The following is a 16,396-nucleotide window of genomic DNA, read 5'->3' on the forward strand; positions in this document are numbered from 1 at the left end:
GCGCGTTGTTATGCCAAACGACTAAAAGAAAACTATGTACCGCTTGTCGAGAACCGTTGCCACCGGAGTATTGTTGTCCTTCATGCTGATGATAAGCGCCTGCATGCCTAAAACAAACCTTTATCGCTACTATTGGACGATGGATGTCAACACCTATCTTTCCAATCAGAGACATGTTGTCAATCAGGATTCCTGTATGGGACTTCCTTGTAAAGTACTTCACTATGTAAATGATTTCCGCTTTGGGGATCTGTTTTTTACGGGAGATAGCAGTGGATGGGGTAAAAGTATTTCGTTCCTGTTTGAAGATGAAAAATACACGCTTAAAGCGGGTTTGGAGATCACTGAGGTGAATCCGGTGAGCAGCCCGCGCAATCAGGAATTGTTATCCGTTATAACCGGTTTGCTGGGTACTAACGTTAATAAATATACGAATGGGGAAGACCTGCTATATATCTGGAATGATCTGCCTGAAAAAGGCAAAGTGGTGGCGCTATCCCTGATCCATGGCCGTAGGACAACCGGTGAAGGGCCCATCATTGAATGTATTACCACCCGTGTGCTGATGTTGAAGCGGGACCTGCCTGTATTCGACAGCATCATCGGTATGCTGAAAGCAGATAAAAAAGCAGTGTAAGTAAACCAACGGCATCAACGATGGGCAATAAATACCGGCACCTGATGCGCCTTAAGGGTGTCAGCGATGAAGCTGTGCCGGAAAAATCTCGAAATCTGCGACCTGCCATAAGCACCACTGACTACAATCGGCTTACCAACCCCACCTAACCAGGTGTTAAAATTTTTTTCCGGTATCATGTTCACTGCCTGTGCATCGAGGTTGGAGAAGTGATGCTGCACCAGTTCCAGTATACTATCGGTGTCGGGTACACTGGACTTATCGCTTTGAGCATATAGTAACATAGTTTTACGGGAACACAGCTGCGGGAAAAGCATCGCAAAACTTTTAATGGCAAATACAGAGGAAGCACTGCCGTCGTATGTCAGAATAATACTTTCGGGGAAAGCCAGGTTTTCAGGAGATACGATCAGCGGGCATTCCGACTGATGCAGGGCATTGTCCAGAAAACCCCCCGGTCTGGCTACGATGTCTGCATAAAACTTTTCGCTGCTCAGCAGCAAGAGATCGGCGAAACGGGTTTCCCTGTGTAGTACTTTCAGTGCAAATTCACTGACATCATGATGTACGAGATGATGGATATTGTAACGTTCGCAGTATTCCTTAAAAGTAACCATGCTTTCCTGAATGGAGGCAGCTCCATAATTTTCCGTTAATGGGATAAATGAAGAACCGTAGCCGATATCCACAGAGAGGTTCATCTCCGGCAGAAATACACCGCATAAAACGATTGGTTCTATTTCATTCATCTGCCTGGCAAATTCAAAGGCACCTTCCGGGAAATGTCCGTCATCGATCGCCAGCAATATCTTTTTCATAACAGATCGTTTAAATAGTTATTCAGTACAGCATATTGGACAGCTTGTTTTCATCCAGAATAATGACCATTCCATCCCTGATGTCAATCAGCTTCTCATCACGAAAATCGCTGAGTGTGCGGATCAGTGATTCGGTGGCTGTTCCGGCAATGGTAGCGAGGTTTTCACGGCTGATATTCACGGTGTATGGCGTTTCGTTATGAGGGTTATATTTCCGGAGAAGACTGATCAACGCTTCTGCTACTTTTTTGCGCAGGGAGTTGTAGGCCAGTCCCAGCAGTTGTTGTTCCTTGTCAGTGATGTTTTTGGCCAGCATACGGATCAGCTGTGTGGCTACTTCATGGTTGTTGTTGAGCAGTTCCTTAAAATCATCGGCAGGGATAAGGGCTATTTCTGCATCTTCCATGGCAATGGCTGTTTCCTTATACACCGTGCCTTCCAGCAGGGCGGTATATCCCAGGAAGTCACCGGTGGAGTAAAGGTCAAGCACCAGTTCTTTCCCCTGGTCATTGGTTTTACAGGTTTTTACTTTTCCTTTCTGAACATAATACAGGCGGGAAGGATGATTTCCTTCGGCATAGATGACTTGTTTTTTACGGTATTTATCAATGTTGCGACCTTCTGCGAGTGTCTGCAGGGAGGTTTTACCGGTGACTTCATACATCAGCTGGCTCATGCCCTGTATGTCAGCAGGAAATTGTTGTTTTTTGATGGCTGCTTTCCTCAGCCTGCTTTCTACGGTGTCCCAGAGTTCGGTGCCACTAAAGGGTTTGGTGAGGTAATCATCTGCGCCCATGCCCATGCCTTTGCGGAAATCGGCCCTGTCTGTTTTAGCGGTCAGAAAGATGAAGGGCGTATCTTTTACAGCCTCCTGTTGTTGCATCAGATGTAACACACCAAAGCCATCAAGTAATGGCATCATGATGTCACAGATCACCAGGTCGGGCTGGTGTTGAAGGAGCATTTCAATGCCTGTTTTCCCGTTTTCGGCTGTGAGTACGCGATAGCCGGCGATAGCGAGGATATCAGCGGTATTCTCTCTCAGTTCTTCGTTGTCTTCTATCAACAGGATCGTCTTCATGGTGAACGTACATTTAAGGGATCTGCCGGAAAAGTGATGGTAAAGATGGTGCCTACTCCCAGCTCGCTGGCGCAGGAGATAGCGCCGTTGAGCAGTTCACTGTATTTCTGCACAATATGCAGGCCGAGTCCTGTACCCTGAATGTTGCTGACGTTGGTGCCCCGGTAAAATCGTTCATAGAGGTGTTGCTGGTCTTCCTGCGACATACCGATACCATTGTCTTTGATAGTCAGGATAAACTGTTTGTCTTCCACGGCGGTGAACATTTCGATGGTGCCACCGGGATGTGAAAACTTAATGGCGTTGCCCAGCAGGTTCATGGAAATATGCCGCAACAGGGAAGGATCCAGCCAGGCTTCGGTTGCTCCGGTATGCTGGTAGCGGATGATCTGGTTTTCCTTTATCAGTCCCTGCATTTCCTGTATGATGGTATTGAAGTAGTCTTCGATATCGAAGTTGGTATACCGCGGTTGTAATTTCCCTTCTTCTATTTTTCCTACAGACAGAAAATCATTTAGTGTGTCGGTGAGAAAGCTGACAGAATTAACAATACGCTGGAGGTGTTTGTCGCGGACAGGTTGCTCGCTGTCTGTTGCATAGTGTTTTACCAGAAAGGCAGATGACAGGATGGTACTCAGTGGTGTACGAAATTCATGCGACGCCATGGAAACAAAGCGGGATTTGAGATCACCGAGTTCCTTTTCCCTGCTGAGTGCCTGGGTAAGCTCTTCTTTGGATGCTTCAAGATCGGCGAGTGCTTTGCGTAGTTGCAAAGTACGTTCTTCTACCATGCCTTCGAGTTCGTTGTTCAGCCTTTCGATTTTTTCTTCTGCTTTTTTCCTGGCGGTGATGTTGCTGATATAGGCGATCACAAAATGGCCTTCTTCATTGGAGTATTGGCTCAGACTGATCTCTACCGGAAATTCGGAGCCATCGCGGCGTACAGCGAAGAGGTCGAGTCCTATGCCCATGGGCCTGCTCTGTGGCGCGGCATTATATTTTTCGCGATGGTCTATATGTTTTTGCTGAAGGCGCTGGGGAATCAGTTGCTCTATGGGTTTGCCGGTCAGTTCTTCTCTTCTGTAATCAAATTGTTGAAGGGCAAAATCATTGATGAGCATAATTCTGCCATCCTGGTTAGTAACGATAATGCCTATACTGGCATAGTTGAAAAGGGCGCCAAAACGCTGCAGTTCTTTACTGAGCTGTAATTTGTAGCGTCTATCGGACTGGCTGTCGGTGATGCGGAAGAAGCAGTAGGGCTGGCCCTGATGTTGCATGATCATTTCTTCATACAGGCCGGTGAAGGTTTCTCCCTGCAGATTTTTCCATTGTATTTCATGCAGAACAGGGTCCTCTGGAGGGAAGGCATTGCCCGTGATTGTTTTTCCGTTGCCAAGCTGGTTTTGTTCCAGCAGCAGTTCCAGGGAAGGGAAATCATTTATTCCCAGCATCCGGATACCTGTTGCATTGATATATTTCAACCGTCCGCCTGTCATCTCTCGGATAGCGACCAGGCCGGGGACTCTCTCCATTAATGCCGCAAACATACTAAGCTGAAAGTCAATGTCAAGATCTCTGATGGATGTTGTCATTGCCGGTTGTTTTACAATAAAGGTAAGTTAAGGATTTTCTCCCTCAGTATCAAGAGGGACAAGCCTTTGACAGACTCGTCAGTTTGGGTGCGGAAACATGATTAGTATCAGGTTTGTACCTGATGAACCTCATAGTATGGCCGGCTGTACGGTTGTATTATTGTATGAGCATTTTAAAGCTATGGTTATGCAGATCTATATTAGTGAAGAAGCCATCATTGCTGATATACAGGACAAGTTTCACGGGTTGTACCCTCGTCTGAAACTGGAGTTTTTCCATACACCTTATATGGATGGAGTCTGTAATGCCAAAAGAAACCGGGTACCACCGGAAATGCCAATTGAAAAGATCCGGATCCTGCACAGCTTTGGATGGTTGGATATCAGCCACTACCGTACAGCGCTCGCGGTAGAACATGATTTAAGTTATCTCTTTGGCCTGAGCGCTAAGATATTACATAGATCCGGTTCGATCTGGTTGCAGACAACAGGCACCGGGCATCTCTCTCTGGAAGAGCTGAATGCCGGTGGTGGACTGAAAGAATCTGCCTTTCAGCTTCCGGAAGAACCGGAGAAAGAATAAATCCTACAATGTTTTATGGAAAAAATATTATTCGTGACGGATGCGGTGTGTATGAGTAACAGCTGTCTTGACTTTGCCTGTTTTCTTGCTAACCTCACGCAGTCAAAAATTACCGGTGTTTTTCTGGAGAACCAGTCGATGGAACTGCGTTCTGCAGCAGCGATCCATGAAATGGGCGTCACTGCGCCGATACCAGGAGTGCGGCTCGAACAGCAGAAAGAGCTGTACCGCGATGAGAATATCCGCCGGTTCCACCAGTGCTGTAGAGGCAGTGGTATCAACAGTGTGGTGCACCAGCATACGGGTATGCCATTAAAAGCCGTATTGAAAGAAAGCAGGTATGCAGACCTGATAGTGATAGATGCGGCCACTACTTTTTCCTGGCGCCCGGAAACAGCACCCACCGGCTTTGTCAGGGATATACTGGAAAAAGCGGAATGTGCTGTGATCATCGCGCCGGAAAATTTCAAAGGAGTGCAGGAAATCATACTCACCTATAACGACAGCAGTGCATCTGTATTTGCGATCAAACAGTTTACCTATCTGCTGCCTCAGCTTCATGACCGTAAGGTGACCCTGCTCAGTGTAACTCCACCAGGGAAGGCGGTGCAAGGCGACATTGAAAAACTGGAAGAATGGTTACATGCACATTATGAAGATGTTTCCCTGGAGATGGCGGAAGATGATAATGTAGAGGCCAGGTTGCTGGAATACCTCTCCGGCAGGGAAAATGTGATGATCGTCATGGGTGCTTTTGGCAGAAGTCTGCTTTCCAACCTGTTTTCGCCCAATCCTATGAAATCTGTTATCCAACTGATTACCCAGCCTATGTTTATCGCACATCCTTAATCCGGCTGTAGTGAACAGGGGACTGTTTCCGTCTGTTTATGATATATGCACCATCGCAATAACAGAAGCCTGATAGAGCTTCCGCTGGAGGATATAAAAAAAGCCATTGGTTTTGCACCCGAAGGGCTGTCTGAAGCAGCCGCTGCACAAAGGCGGGCACAATATGGGCTGAATGAGGTGAAAGAAGAAAAACCTTTATCACCCTTGCTTCGTTTGTGGAAAAGCCTGCAAAACCCCCTGGTCATATTGTTGACTGTGTTGGGTCTGATTAGCCTGTTGACAGGCGATCTGCGCTCCACGATTGTTATTTTCAGCATGGTAGTGCTGGGAGTGGCGATACGTTATACTCAGGAAATGAGGGCCGATAAGGCCGCTGAAAAGCTGAAAGCGTTGGTGAGCACACATGCTACCGTATGCAGAAATGGAGAAGATAAGGAAGTGCCTTTAAAAATGCTGGTGCCGGGAGATATTGTTAAACTGGGAGCCGGCGATATGATACCGGCTGATGTGCGTTTACTGACATCAAAAGATCTCTTCCTTAACCAGGCGGTGCTGACGGGAGAATCGCTGCCGGTGGAAAAAGTGGCCGACCCTGTGCCCGGCCAGGAAGAACCGCTGTACAATAGCAATAATTGTTTTCTGGGGACCAACGTGGAAAGTGGCACCGCCACTGCACTGGTAGTACATACCGGCGAAAAAACCGACTTCGGGGCATTGGCAGCGCATATCAGCCGTCAACAGGTGGTGACCGGTTTTGATAAGGGCATCAACAGTTTTACCTGGCTGATGATCCGCTTTATGCTGGTAATGGTACCTGCTGTATTTCTGATCAATGGCCTGAGCCGGCACAACTGGCTGGAAGCATTCCTCTTTGCGCTTTCAGTAGCAGTAGGGCTTACGCCCGAAATGCTCCCCATGATCGTAACCGTTAATCTTTCCAAAGGCGCCATCGCCATGTCCCGCAAAAAAGTGATCGTCAAAAAACTCAGTGCCATACAAAACTTCGGCGCCATGGACGTATTGTGCACAGACAAAACCGGAACACTGACAGAAGGCCGTATTGTACTGGAACAGTATCTCAATCCTGAAGGTACACCCGATCAGAAGGTGCTGGACTTCGGTTATCTGAACAGCTATTACCATACCGGCCTGAAAAACCTGATGGACGAAGCCATCCTTCATCATGAAGAAGTGGGAGCAGCCCTGCATATACGGGAGGAGTTCAGTAAGATTGATGAAATACCTTTTGACTTTGTGCGTAAACGTATGTCAGTGGTGCTGGAAAACAAAGCGGGGCTTAACATCCTTATCTGTAAAGGAGCGGTGGAAGGTATTATGGAGCGCTGTACCCAGGTAGAGATCAATGGACAAACAACACCACTCTCACAGGAACAGCAGGAGCGGTATTATCGCCAGGTGGAAGTGATGAATGCACAGGGCTTCCGGGTGGTAGCCCTGGCTTATAAATGGATGCCGGGTGCTCCTGATGCACCCGTGTATTCCGTGACAGATGAATCCGAACTGGTGTTGCTGGGATATCTTTCTTTCCTGGACCCGCCTAAAGATACGGCCAGCGCTGCTTTGCACGGTCTGTCAGCCTTAAAGGTGGATGTACGTATACTGACAGGAGATAATGAAAGTATTACCGCCTATATCTGCAGAAAAGTAGGTGTGAATGTTGATCGTATACTGTTGGGCCCGGAGATAGAACACATGACGGATGAGGAACTGGTGGCGGAAGTCGTACATCACCATGTATTTGCAAAGCTGGCACCGGTTCACAAGTTGCGCATCATCAAAGCGATCCAGCAGAACGGGCATGTTACCGGATTTATGGGTGATGGTATTAACGATGCACCCGCCTTAAAAGCAGCAGATGTGGGCATCTCCGTTAATACAGCCGTGGACATCGCCAAAGAAGCTTCGGATATTATTCTGCTGGAAAACAACCTGATGATCCTGGAACAGGGCGTGGCAGAGGGCCGCAGGGTATTTGGCAACATCATCAAATATATCCGGATGGCGGCCAGCTCCAACTTTGGCAATATGTTCAGCGTAGTAGGAGCCAGCGCGTTTTTGCCTTTTCTGCCGATGTTGCCGATACAGGTGCTGATCAATAACCTGCTGTATGATTTTTCGCAGACAGCCATCCCAACGGATAATGTAGATGCGGAGTGGCTAGTGAAACCCCGCAGATGGACGATCAGTGAACTACAGCGTTTTATCCTTGTAATAGGTCCTATCAGCTCTGTGTTTGACTACATTACCTTCTGGCTGCTGATCACTTATTTCGGAGGATGGAATAACCCTGCGCTGTTTCATACAGGATGGTTTATAGAATCCCTGTTTACACAAACACTCATCATTCATGTGATCCGTACCAATAAAATTCCTTTCATAGAAAGCCGGGCCAGCTGGGAGTTAATACTCACTTCTATCTGCATAGTGATAGCAGGGGCTTGGCTGACGGTATCTCCATTGGCTGCTACTTTCGGTTTTACAGTGCTGCCCGCGGCTTATTGGGTCTGTTTGTTTTTTATACTGATTGCCTATGTGGCCCTCACGCAGATCGTTAAAAACTGGTTTAACCGAAGGTTTGTAAAATCTGAATCATGAACCTGTCCGGGCTTCTTTTTCTTCCGGAAGGATAAACAGGAAAAAACTCACCAGCAACAAAAACAGGATGTTGACAGCAGTAGCTGTCTGATAAGCGCCCAGATATGCGGTGACGGATGTTTGGCTGCCAAGTATGCTGAAAAAGATACCACCCACCACGCCTATGCCTAATGCCACCGATGTTTGCTGGAAGGTGGAAAAAGTACCGGAGGCCGCACCCGCAAAATGAACCGGGATGCTCTTCAGTGCCATTGTGAGTAAAGATGGCAGTACCGAACCACATCCTGTTCCATAAAAGAAAAGTGTGGCCAGCAGCACCGGTCTGGGAAGCGCATCAGAACGGAAAAAGAGCACATGCATCACCAGAGAAAGCATCATCATCACTACACCTCCCTGTAAAACACGTTTACCATAACGTTTTACCAAAGGGATGGACACCAGTGAAGCCACCACATACCCAACACCCTGGAACACAAAGAGGATACCCGTTTCAGAAGAACTGAAGCCCAGCCCTGTTTGCATAAAAATCGCATTGATCAGAAAATAGGAGTCCTGTACCATGAAGTAAAACAGCACAGCACAAAGGCCGATATTAAAGTCCCGGTAAGAGAACAGGCGGATGTTGATCAAGGGGGGCGTCTGTTTGGCCAGTTTCCGCCGCTGGTCGTATGCAAAAAGAAACAGCAGTAATATCGAACCTGCCAGCGATAAGATGCTCCATAAAGGCCAGCCCAACTCACGGCCACGGATCAACGGAAATACCAGTGCAAATAGTGCAGTGGTAAGCAGCATCACACCGCTGATATCGAATCGTCCGCTTTGCTGTGGTGGCGTATCATGGAGATACCTGGCAGCCAGCAGGGCAGCTGCAAGGCCCAGTGGCAGGTTGATCAGGAACAATAGGCGCCATCCTTCTACCACCCAATGTATGTCAGGCAGCAGCCCGCCCAGGAACTGTCCTATTACAGAGGCCGAACCGGCGATGCTTCCATAGATGCCCAGTGCTTTGATCCTCTCCTTATGCTCCGGAAAGAGGATATGGATATAACTGATACCCTGTGGTATCATAAAGGCAGCACTTACGCCCTGTACGAAACGCGCCGTGTTCAGCTGGAAGGCCGTTTGGGCCAGGCCACATAATAAAGAGCTGACTGTAAACAACAACATAGCAGTGATAAATACTTTCTTCCTGCCATAATGATCACCGAGGCGACCGCCGGTAATCAGGAAAGATGCATAACCCAGCAGATAGAGGGCGATGATCAGTTGCATATCCGACTCAGTGCCGTTCACTCCTTTCCGGATAGAAGGCAGCGCCACATTGACAATAAAAATATCAATCACGGCCAGAAATACGGATGAAGACACAATCAGGAGGGATAACCATTTCACTTGCAATCTGTTCATATTAATCCTGTATAATCGTTTTAAATAACCAATTCGTTAACTTTATCGCCGCCAAAGTTGCGGCCAGCAACAGATTATAACAAGTAGTTTAAAGAATAATACCAGGTATGGAAAAAGATACTAATGATGATATACAGCCAGATACGCAAAGGGATAAAAGTCCATTGGTAGTGGAAAATAACTGTACCATGACAAAAGCCCTGAAGGTAATAGGCGGTAAATGGAAGCTGCTGTTGCTCAATGCTATCCGGAAGGAATGCCCTGTGCGCTTTGGTGTACTGCGTAATAAGATGCAGGATATTACACATGCCACACTTACGCTGCAATTGCGGGAACTGGAGCGGGACGGTATCATCGAAAGAAAAGTATATGCAGAAACACCGCCCAGGGTGGAATATAAACTAACACCCATGGGCAAAAAGCTGGTCCCTGTGATTGAGGCATTGTGTGATTGGGGAGAAGAATATTATTCCCTCTATGGAGAACCAAAAAGCTGTACGGATGGGGAACAGTTTTGAAACATATAAACCCAGGTTGTTTGCAGTCGCCTACAAAATGACTAAAAACGCGATGGATGCGGAAGATATCCTGCACGATGTATTTCTTTCTTTTGTGAAGCAGGACATAACAACGATTGCCAACACTGAGCATTATCTGGTGAAAGCAGTGATGCACCGTTGTCTGTCGTTGCTGGAGATGCGTAAAAGATTTGTTTATCCCGGTGTAGATTTACCCACTCCATTATATCAGGAACGTTTTGCTTATGTACAGGACCAGGATATTTCCTTTGCCTTGTTATTGTTGTTACAGAAACTGAATCCGCAGGAGCGTGCAGTGTTTATCCTGCGGGAAACGCTGGACTATTCCTACGAAGAGATCGCGGAAGTATTATCGCTGGGGCAGGATAACTGCCGGCAGTTGTTTCATCGTGCGAAGGAGAAGGTGGCAGGAGGGCGTGTAAAATATGTTCCGTCTGATGAGCAACGTAGCACACTTTTCAGTGCATTCGTGAAAGCCTGCACCAGTGGGGATGTTGATCAGCTGATGGCTTGTCTGAAAGAGGATATCGCCATCTACTCTGATGGTGGTGGCCGCGCAACGGCGGCACGCTGGCCTGTTTTCGGCCGCGTGGATGCGATTGCCTTCCTCACCGGACTGTATGCCAAAAGAAGTGCGGCGTTGCTTTTTGAAGCAAAGATGATCAATGGTGAATATGGCATCATCTGCTACGACAAAACCACCGGGGCAGTAGATACCCTGATGATCTGTGCTGTCGGAGCAGATGCCATAGAAACGGTTTACTTTGTACGAAACCCGGATAAACTGCGTTAACCGCCAAACGTCTGGCGGATGAACAGCTCATTGGCAGCAGGCATTTTCCTCCATTGAAAACGATCGGTAAAACCGGTGATGATCAGCAGCGTCACTATAAAACCTATGATCGCAATGCCACGTGACCAGCTACCGGAGCCTGTTTTGATATAGTGAATGGCTGCCACATGCAATGATATGGCAGTAATGGCCAACAGATAATAAGGAATAAAAAAGAAAGTGGACGGATACATGTTCAGGCCGGCAGCCGCAAAATAAAAGTTAGTATCCAATCCTGTAAAGCGGCCGTACAATACAGCGCCTACATGAAAGAGCAGAAAAAAGGAGAGGTACATGCCGGAATAAACCTGTATTTTTTCGGCAGTTGATTTTCTCTTGCTGCTAAAGAGCAGCCGGATACCAGTCACCACTTGTGATGCTACCGCTATCAGCAGGATGGTTTCCACCACCGGATGACGGTACACCGTCCGGAATGCTTTCATAACAGCCAGGTGCGCGGTTTCACTATGCAGTGACATCAGCTGGTTGAACAGGTGGAAGGCAATGAATACGGAAAGCGTAATACCGGAATAATAATGCCATGTTTTGAGGGTGAATACTTTTGTGCTTTTAGTCATAAAAATTCCATTTTACAACAAGGACGGAGGAACAGAATTTTTGTGACAATTTCAAAAAAAAAAATTTAATCATCCGGAAGAAGTACAGCAGACAAGGTATTGTTAACATAACGGGCTGGAGCTGCTGCGGTCAGAAAAGCTATCTTATCTTTAGGAAACAAACTAAAAACCGGTTGTATCATGATACATACTTCCGATATTTCCAATAGGAAAAAAGTGCCTCTGTTGTTGTGGGCCGTTTTGTTGATGGGAGCTGCGGTATGGTTATGTTATAATGTTTATAGAAGGCAGAAGCGACAGCGCCGCTTCTCTGCCATGAAAGCCAATTTTATCAACAGTATTCCGGCGGCACTGTATGTGCCGCCAGCAAATAATAGGGTAACCAACAGCCGTCTCCCTGAAGAAAACAGCCCAAAGGAAAATACGACCGCGATAATACGACGGGAAGATGCGCAGCTGCAATATCTGATCAACCGGCTGCTCGACCTGAATCGGATTGGAGATCAATGATGGGTGATAAACACAGGATGTGCCGGTGTTATTAATCCTGATAATAAATCTCCCATCACAATCATTGTTTCCTGTTTCTTCTGCAGAAAATCGGACAACGTTGCTGTGCTGTTGTCTTTCAATGTAGTGATAGTAGAACATGCAAAATGCCTGCTCAGCCAGCTGGTCAGATTTTTCTTTTCTTCTTCGGGGATGGTGGTGGTGGTGCTGATGTGTACGATAGTCGCCTTTTTTTCTCCCAGTTCCGGCAAAAGATAAATCAGTTGTTTCATGGCAAAGACAGCTGATGGGCTGCCATCATAACAGAATACAATTTCGTCAATAGCAGTACAGTTGCGGGGGGCTATAATTACCGGGCATTGAGCGGCTGATAATAGTTTTTGTAGAAATGGAAAAACGGTTCCCTGTGGGGCGTCTACGATCATAAGATCTGCAAAACGGCTTTCTGCAAGAATATTATCCAGTGCAGGTTCTTCCATATATTTGACTGAGGCCGGAATGCCTCTTGCGGCACAGGTATCTTCAAAAGTTTGCATGGAGCTGATGGGTATATTTTCAGCTATGGTTTCCGGTGAATCCCAGTCATCACCGGCATGGGCCATACTTCTTTTGGGAACGACATTGATGGCTGTTTCCTTGTTTTTGAAGAAGCAGCCTACCAGTTTTGAATGAGAGATATCTGAAAGATAACAGGCGAAATCCACTGCGCTGTTGGACGGAGCTGCACTACACATGACCAGTAATATCTTTTCCATAGTTTTTTATTTTAAAATTACTTTACCGCTACAGGGTGAACTATGACATTCATCAGCTGGAATTATGATTCATTACAGGTTTATCTTTTCAGCAGTTGTTGTTGTTTTGTCGTTTTGAATTTTTCTATCTCATCCCAGCAGCCGGTGTTGAGAATATCTGTTTTATTGCATGCGCCGCGTCTTGCGGTGGATATGCCCATTTTTACGAAATCAAAGTCGGTGAGATTTCGGGCATCACTGTTAACCACTATTTTAACGCCTTTGTCTACAGCCTGGCGTACCAGTGTATCGTTCAGGTCCAGCCGTTTGGGGCGGGCGTTGATTTCCATGGCAGTGCCGGTGGCAGCAGCCCTTGTAAATACTTCGTCCCAGTTGACAGGGTAGGGGTTGCGGATACCGATCAGTCTTCCGCTGGGATGGCCGATACAGTGTATATATGGGTTTTCACAGATCTTTATCAGCCGGGAAGTATTATCACTGGAGAAGTCGCTGTGTATGGAAGCGATCACCCAGTCAAACTGTTGCAGTATTTCATCCGGCAGTGCTGTGTTGTCATCTTTCCCGATATCTATTTCGGCTCCTTTTTTTATGTAGTCATATCCCATGGCGGCGTTGATACGATCTATTTCTGCAGCCTGCCTGAAAATATCTTCTGTATGCAGTATATGATTGTCGCGGGAAGCAGACACATGATCTGTGATCACGATGTAGTGGTAGTGCGGGTATGCATGGGACAGGTATTGTGCGATGGCTGCGATGCTTTCGGTGCCATCGCTCCAGTTGGTATGTATCTGCATATCTCCCTTTAACTGGTTGAAGGTGACCAGTAGAGGGACCTGGTGTCCCGCAGCGGCGTTAAGGATATCGTGGTTTTCTCTGAGTTCGGGTGTGATAAAGTCGATCTGTAGTTTACGATAGATGTCTTCTTCCTGTTCTCCAGCCACATATTCGCCGGTATGGCTGTCTATCAGGCCTGTGGGAGTGATTTTGAGCCCTTTGGAAGCTGCCAGCTCATCCATGTCTGTATTGTATTTTACAGAGCCGGTATAATACAACAGGCTGGCGCCAAAGTATTTATTGGTGGCCAGGCGGATGTCTACCTGCATCTGGTTGCGTAGTACCACGCAGAAATGATGTGGGCCTGCGGCGATGATGCCTTCTGTTTGCGGCATACGGGCGATTTTATAGAGTAGTTTCCGCCTGTCTGCTTCACTCAGCTGCACTAGTATATCGATGTCTCCGATGGTATCTTTTCCTCTTCGCAAACTACCGGTCAGTAATACTTTTTCTACCTGCGGAAACTGTCCGATGGCCCTTAACAGCTCTTCTCCGATAAGGTGCGCATCCCAGCGTAGGTAGCGGCTGTTGGCGTTTTTGTATAGCTTAAGTGCCTGCCGGATATTTTTAACCTGCAATGGTGTAAGACCTTCTACGGTTTCGAGCCGGCCATTGCTGATAAGCGGGATTAACTCCCGCGTACTATTGACTTTCAGCTGTTCCTGTATGGCGTTCACTTCCCGGCCCGTGATACCCCGGATATTCCCAAGACCGGCCAGCGGAGCGGGAATGGTAGGACTGTTTTTGGAATGTGTTTTCATGATGAGTCCGGATTTTGAGGTTACAGAGCACCGTGTTTTGTCAATGTAAATTTACGTTGTTGTATAGGGGGAATGTATGACAGATATTAACCGGAATCCTGATTATAATCAGGATTATAAAGAACTGATCCCTGTCATGATTTGTTATGAGTAGTGTCATTTGTTGTGTGGAAAGAAGCAGGTAGATTTAGTTTGCTATTTAAAGTACAAGGGATGAAATATTTATGGAAGTTGTTGTTGGTGACGCTGCTTGTATTGCTGGTAGTATGGATTGTTTGGAAACCTGGTCGTCATGAAATACCTCCAAAGGAGGAGATTCCGAAAAAGGAAAGTGTGGTTGTTAACAAACCCGCGCGGGTAGACAGTATAGCGAAAAGCAATACCGTGGATACACTAATGTATCAGCAGCGGATGCTGTACCTGCTGCATGACTCTCCTTCGAAGGCATGGCCGGTCAGTACCTATTACCCGCTTCCGGGGGCCTTGTTACCCTTCAACCGGATTGTGGCTTACTATGGTAATTTTTACACGCCCCGGCTGGGAGTGCTGGGGACTGTCCCGGTAGACAGCATGCTGTCCCGGTTAAAGGAAACTGTAGCATTATGGGAAGCTGCAGACAGCACCACACCGGTTATTCCGGCTTTTCATTATATCGCTGTAACGGCCCAGCGCAGCCCCGGTGCAGATGGTAAGTACCGTCAGCGTATGCCTGCCACCGCTATCAGCAAAGCGCTGGATCTGGCAACGCAGGAGCATGCCATCGTTTTCCTGGATATACAACCCGGACAGAGCAAGCTCCGTGATGAGCTGCCTCTCCTGGAAAAATTTATGTCCCGTCCGGAAGTGCATCTGGGTATAGATCCTGAATACTCCATGAAAAATGGCCGTGCTCCCTGTTCTGTAATTGGTACAATGGATGCAGATGATATTAACTACGCCAGTTCCTGGCTGGCAGGAATCGTCAAACAATATGGCCTGCCTCCCAAAATACTGGTGGTGCACCGTTTTACACAGGGGATGGTCACGAATTACAAAGATATTCACCTTCAACCGGAAGTACAGATTGTAATGGATATGGATGGATTCGGAGGAGTGGCAAAGAAGAAACATACCTACCATAGCTGGATTGCCGGGCAGCCAGTGCAGTTTACCGGTTTTAAGTTGTTTTACGAGGTAGATGTGGCCACCGGAGGCCATCTCATGGAGCCCGATGAAGTGTTGAAACTGTATCCCCGTCCGATTTATATTCAATACCAATAAACTGATGAAACACCTGATTGTTTTCTGGCTCTGCTGCTTGCCGGTGATCGTCACCGGCCAACAGCTGCCTGTCCTGTGTTATCACAACATCACCATTCCGGGAACCCATAAAAATGATCTGTTGCATGTAGACCAGGCACAATTTGAACGACAGCTCAGAACCCTTGCAGACAGTGGTTATCATACCATATCTCCGGATGCAGCCATCACTTTGCTGAAAGAAGGGCGGCCTATACCTCCCCGCACCTGTATCATCACCTTTGATGATTCGCATGCAGAACATGCAACGGTAGCTGCGCCACTGTTGCAACACTTTGGTTTGCGGGGTGTTTTTTTTGTGATGACTGTTACATTAAACAAACCCCGGTATCTGACGAAGGATCAGATCAAAACCATGGCTGATCAGGGACATGTGATTGCTTCTCATACATGGGATCATCCTCATCTTAAACTCACGGGTGTAATGGACTGGCAAAAGCAGCTGGTGGGGCCCAGGCAGCAGCTGGAAAAAATAACCGGTCGCCCCGTCTGGTACTTTGCCTATCCGTTTGGAGAATATAACGACAGTATTATTGTTGAACTGAAGAAAGCCGGGTATAAAGCTGCTTTCCAGCTGAACCGCCCTCCGGTGCCGGGGAATGAACTGTATACACTTCGGCGTATAATGGTAGACGGCAACTGGTCAGGCTCCAGACTTGTAGAAGCGATGGCTGTTTACGGAACACAATAAAACCAAAA

Annotated in this window: 16 protein-coding genes; 9 read left to right on the forward strand and 7 right to left on the reverse strand. The window is 47.2% G+C overall.

Annotation, left to right across the window (positions count from 1 at the left end):
* The first annotated feature begins 43 nt into the window (after positions 1 to 43).
* Positions 44 to 637, forward strand: a complete 594-nt coding sequence (locus tag KD145_RS30645) for a hypothetical protein (protein ID WP_212003599.1) — start codon at positions 44 to 46, stop codon at positions 635 to 637.
* Between the two features lie 14 nt (positions 638 to 651).
* Here KD145_RS30645 and KD145_RS30650 read toward each other — a convergent pair whose 3' ends face one another.
* The 3 genes from KD145_RS30650 to KD145_RS30660 are packed head-to-tail and all read right to left on the reverse strand — an operon-like array spanning position 652 to position 4,131.
* Positions 652 to 1,455 carry a hypothetical protein gene (locus tag KD145_RS30650; protein WP_212003600.1) on the reverse strand — a complete coding sequence of 268 codons (804 nt, stop codon included), beginning with the start codon at positions 1,453 to 1,455 and terminating at the stop codon, positions 652 to 654.
* A 22-nt stretch (positions 1,456 to 1,477) separates the two neighbouring features.
* A complete protein-coding gene (locus tag KD145_RS30655) occupies positions 1,478 to 2,536 on the reverse strand; it encodes a response regulator (RefSeq protein ID WP_212003601.1) in 1,059 nt (352 codons plus the stop codon).
* Positions 2,533 to 4,131, reverse strand: coding sequence for a PAS domain-containing sensor histidine kinase (locus tag KD145_RS30660; RefSeq protein ID WP_249219658.1), 1,599 nt, complete (start codon positions 4,129 to 4,131; stop codon positions 2,533 to 2,535). Before KD145_RS30660 ends, KD145_RS30655 begins: the two co-directional genes overlap by 4 nt.
* 187 nt (positions 4,132 to 4,318) lie before the next feature.
* Between KD145_RS30660 and KD145_RS30665 the strand changes: the two genes are divergently transcribed.
* Genes KD145_RS30665 through mgtA form a run of 3 tightly spaced genes read left to right on the forward strand, consistent with a single transcriptional unit; the run spans position 4,319 to position 8,179 of the window.
* A complete protein-coding gene (locus tag KD145_RS30665) occupies positions 4,319 to 4,714 on the forward strand; it encodes a hypothetical protein (protein ID WP_212003602.1) in 396 nt (131 codons plus the stop codon).
* Between the two features lie 15 nt (positions 4,715 to 4,729).
* The gene (locus KD145_RS30670; protein WP_212003603.1) at positions 4,730 to 5,563 is read left to right on the forward strand and encodes a universal stress protein; all 834 of its coding nucleotides are present in this window, start codon (positions 4,730 to 4,732) and stop codon (positions 5,561 to 5,563) included.
* A 45-nt stretch (positions 5,564 to 5,608) separates the two neighbouring features.
* The gene (gene mgtA / locus KD145_RS30675; protein WP_212003604.1) at positions 5,609 to 8,179 is read left to right on the forward strand and encodes a magnesium-translocating P-type ATPase; all 2,571 of its coding nucleotides are present in this window, start codon (positions 5,609 to 5,611) and stop codon (positions 8,177 to 8,179) included.
* Here mgtA and KD145_RS30680 read toward each other — a convergent pair.
* On the reverse strand, positions 8,174 to 9,586 hold the full coding sequence (locus KD145_RS30680; RefSeq protein ID WP_212003605.1) for an MFS transporter: 1,413 nt from the start codon (positions 9,584 to 9,586) through the stop codon (positions 8,174 to 8,176). The two genes, mgtA and KD145_RS30680, sit on opposite strands and share 6 nt — an antisense overlap.
* A gap of 107 nt (positions 9,587 to 9,693) precedes the next feature.
* Here KD145_RS30680 and KD145_RS30685 point away from each other — a divergent pair, with 107 nt between their 5' ends.
* The gene (locus tag KD145_RS30685) at positions 9,694 to 10,104 is read left to right on the forward strand and encodes a helix-turn-helix domain-containing protein (RefSeq protein ID WP_249219660.1); all 411 of its coding nucleotides are present in this window, start codon (positions 9,694 to 9,696) and stop codon (positions 10,102 to 10,104) included.
* A complete protein-coding gene (locus KD145_RS30690; protein WP_212003606.1) occupies positions 10,064 to 10,918 on the forward strand; it encodes a sigma-70 family RNA polymerase sigma factor in 855 nt (284 codons plus the stop codon). The genes KD145_RS30685 and KD145_RS30690 overlap by 41 nt, the downstream gene beginning before the upstream one ends.
* Here the strand turns inward: KD145_RS30690 and KD145_RS30695 are convergent.
* On the reverse strand, positions 10,915 to 11,535 hold the full coding sequence (locus KD145_RS30695; RefSeq protein ID WP_212003607.1) for a hypothetical protein: 621 nt from the start codon (positions 11,533 to 11,535) through the stop codon (positions 10,915 to 10,917). The genes KD145_RS30690 and KD145_RS30695 overlap by 4 nt on opposite strands.
* A 180-nt stretch (positions 11,536 to 11,715) precedes the next feature.
* On the opposite strand from KD145_RS30695, the gene KD145_RS30700 reads away from it, so the two are divergent.
* A complete protein-coding gene (locus KD145_RS30700; RefSeq protein WP_212003608.1) occupies positions 11,716 to 12,045 on the forward strand; it encodes a hypothetical protein in 330 nt (109 codons plus the stop codon).
* On the opposite strand, the gene KD145_RS30705 is transcribed toward KD145_RS30700, so the two are convergent.
* The gene (locus KD145_RS30705; RefSeq protein ID WP_212003609.1) at positions 12,039 to 12,800 is read right to left on the reverse strand and encodes a universal stress protein; all 762 of its coding nucleotides are present in this window, start codon (positions 12,798 to 12,800) and stop codon (positions 12,039 to 12,041) included. The two genes, KD145_RS30700 and KD145_RS30705, sit on opposite strands and share 7 nt — an antisense overlap.
* Before the next feature lie 80 nt (positions 12,801 to 12,880).
* On the reverse strand, positions 12,881 to 14,398 hold the full coding sequence (locus KD145_RS30710; protein WP_212003610.1) for a nucleotidyltransferase domain-containing protein: 1,518 nt from the start codon (positions 14,396 to 14,398) through the stop codon (positions 12,881 to 12,883).
* A gap of 213 nt (positions 14,399 to 14,611) precedes the next feature.
* Here KD145_RS30710 and KD145_RS30715 point away from each other — a divergent pair, with 213 nt between their 5' ends.
* Complete coding sequence (locus KD145_RS30715; protein WP_212003611.1) at positions 14,612 to 15,658, forward strand: hypothetical protein; 1,047 nt, start codon at positions 14,612 to 14,614, stop codon at positions 15,656 to 15,658.
* Positions 15,659 to 15,662: 4 nt separating this feature from the next.
* Positions 15,663 to 16,388 (forward strand): polysaccharide deacetylase family protein, encoded by a 726-nt coding sequence (locus KD145_RS30720; protein WP_212003612.1) that lies wholly within the window; start codon positions 15,663 to 15,665, stop codon positions 16,386 to 16,388.
* Positions 16,389 to 16,396 lie beyond the last annotated feature (8 nt).

The sequence above is a fragment of the Chitinophaga sp. HK235 genome (assembly GCF_018255755.1).
GTDB lineage: Bacteria > Bacteroidota > Bacteroidia > Chitinophagales > Chitinophagaceae > Chitinophaga.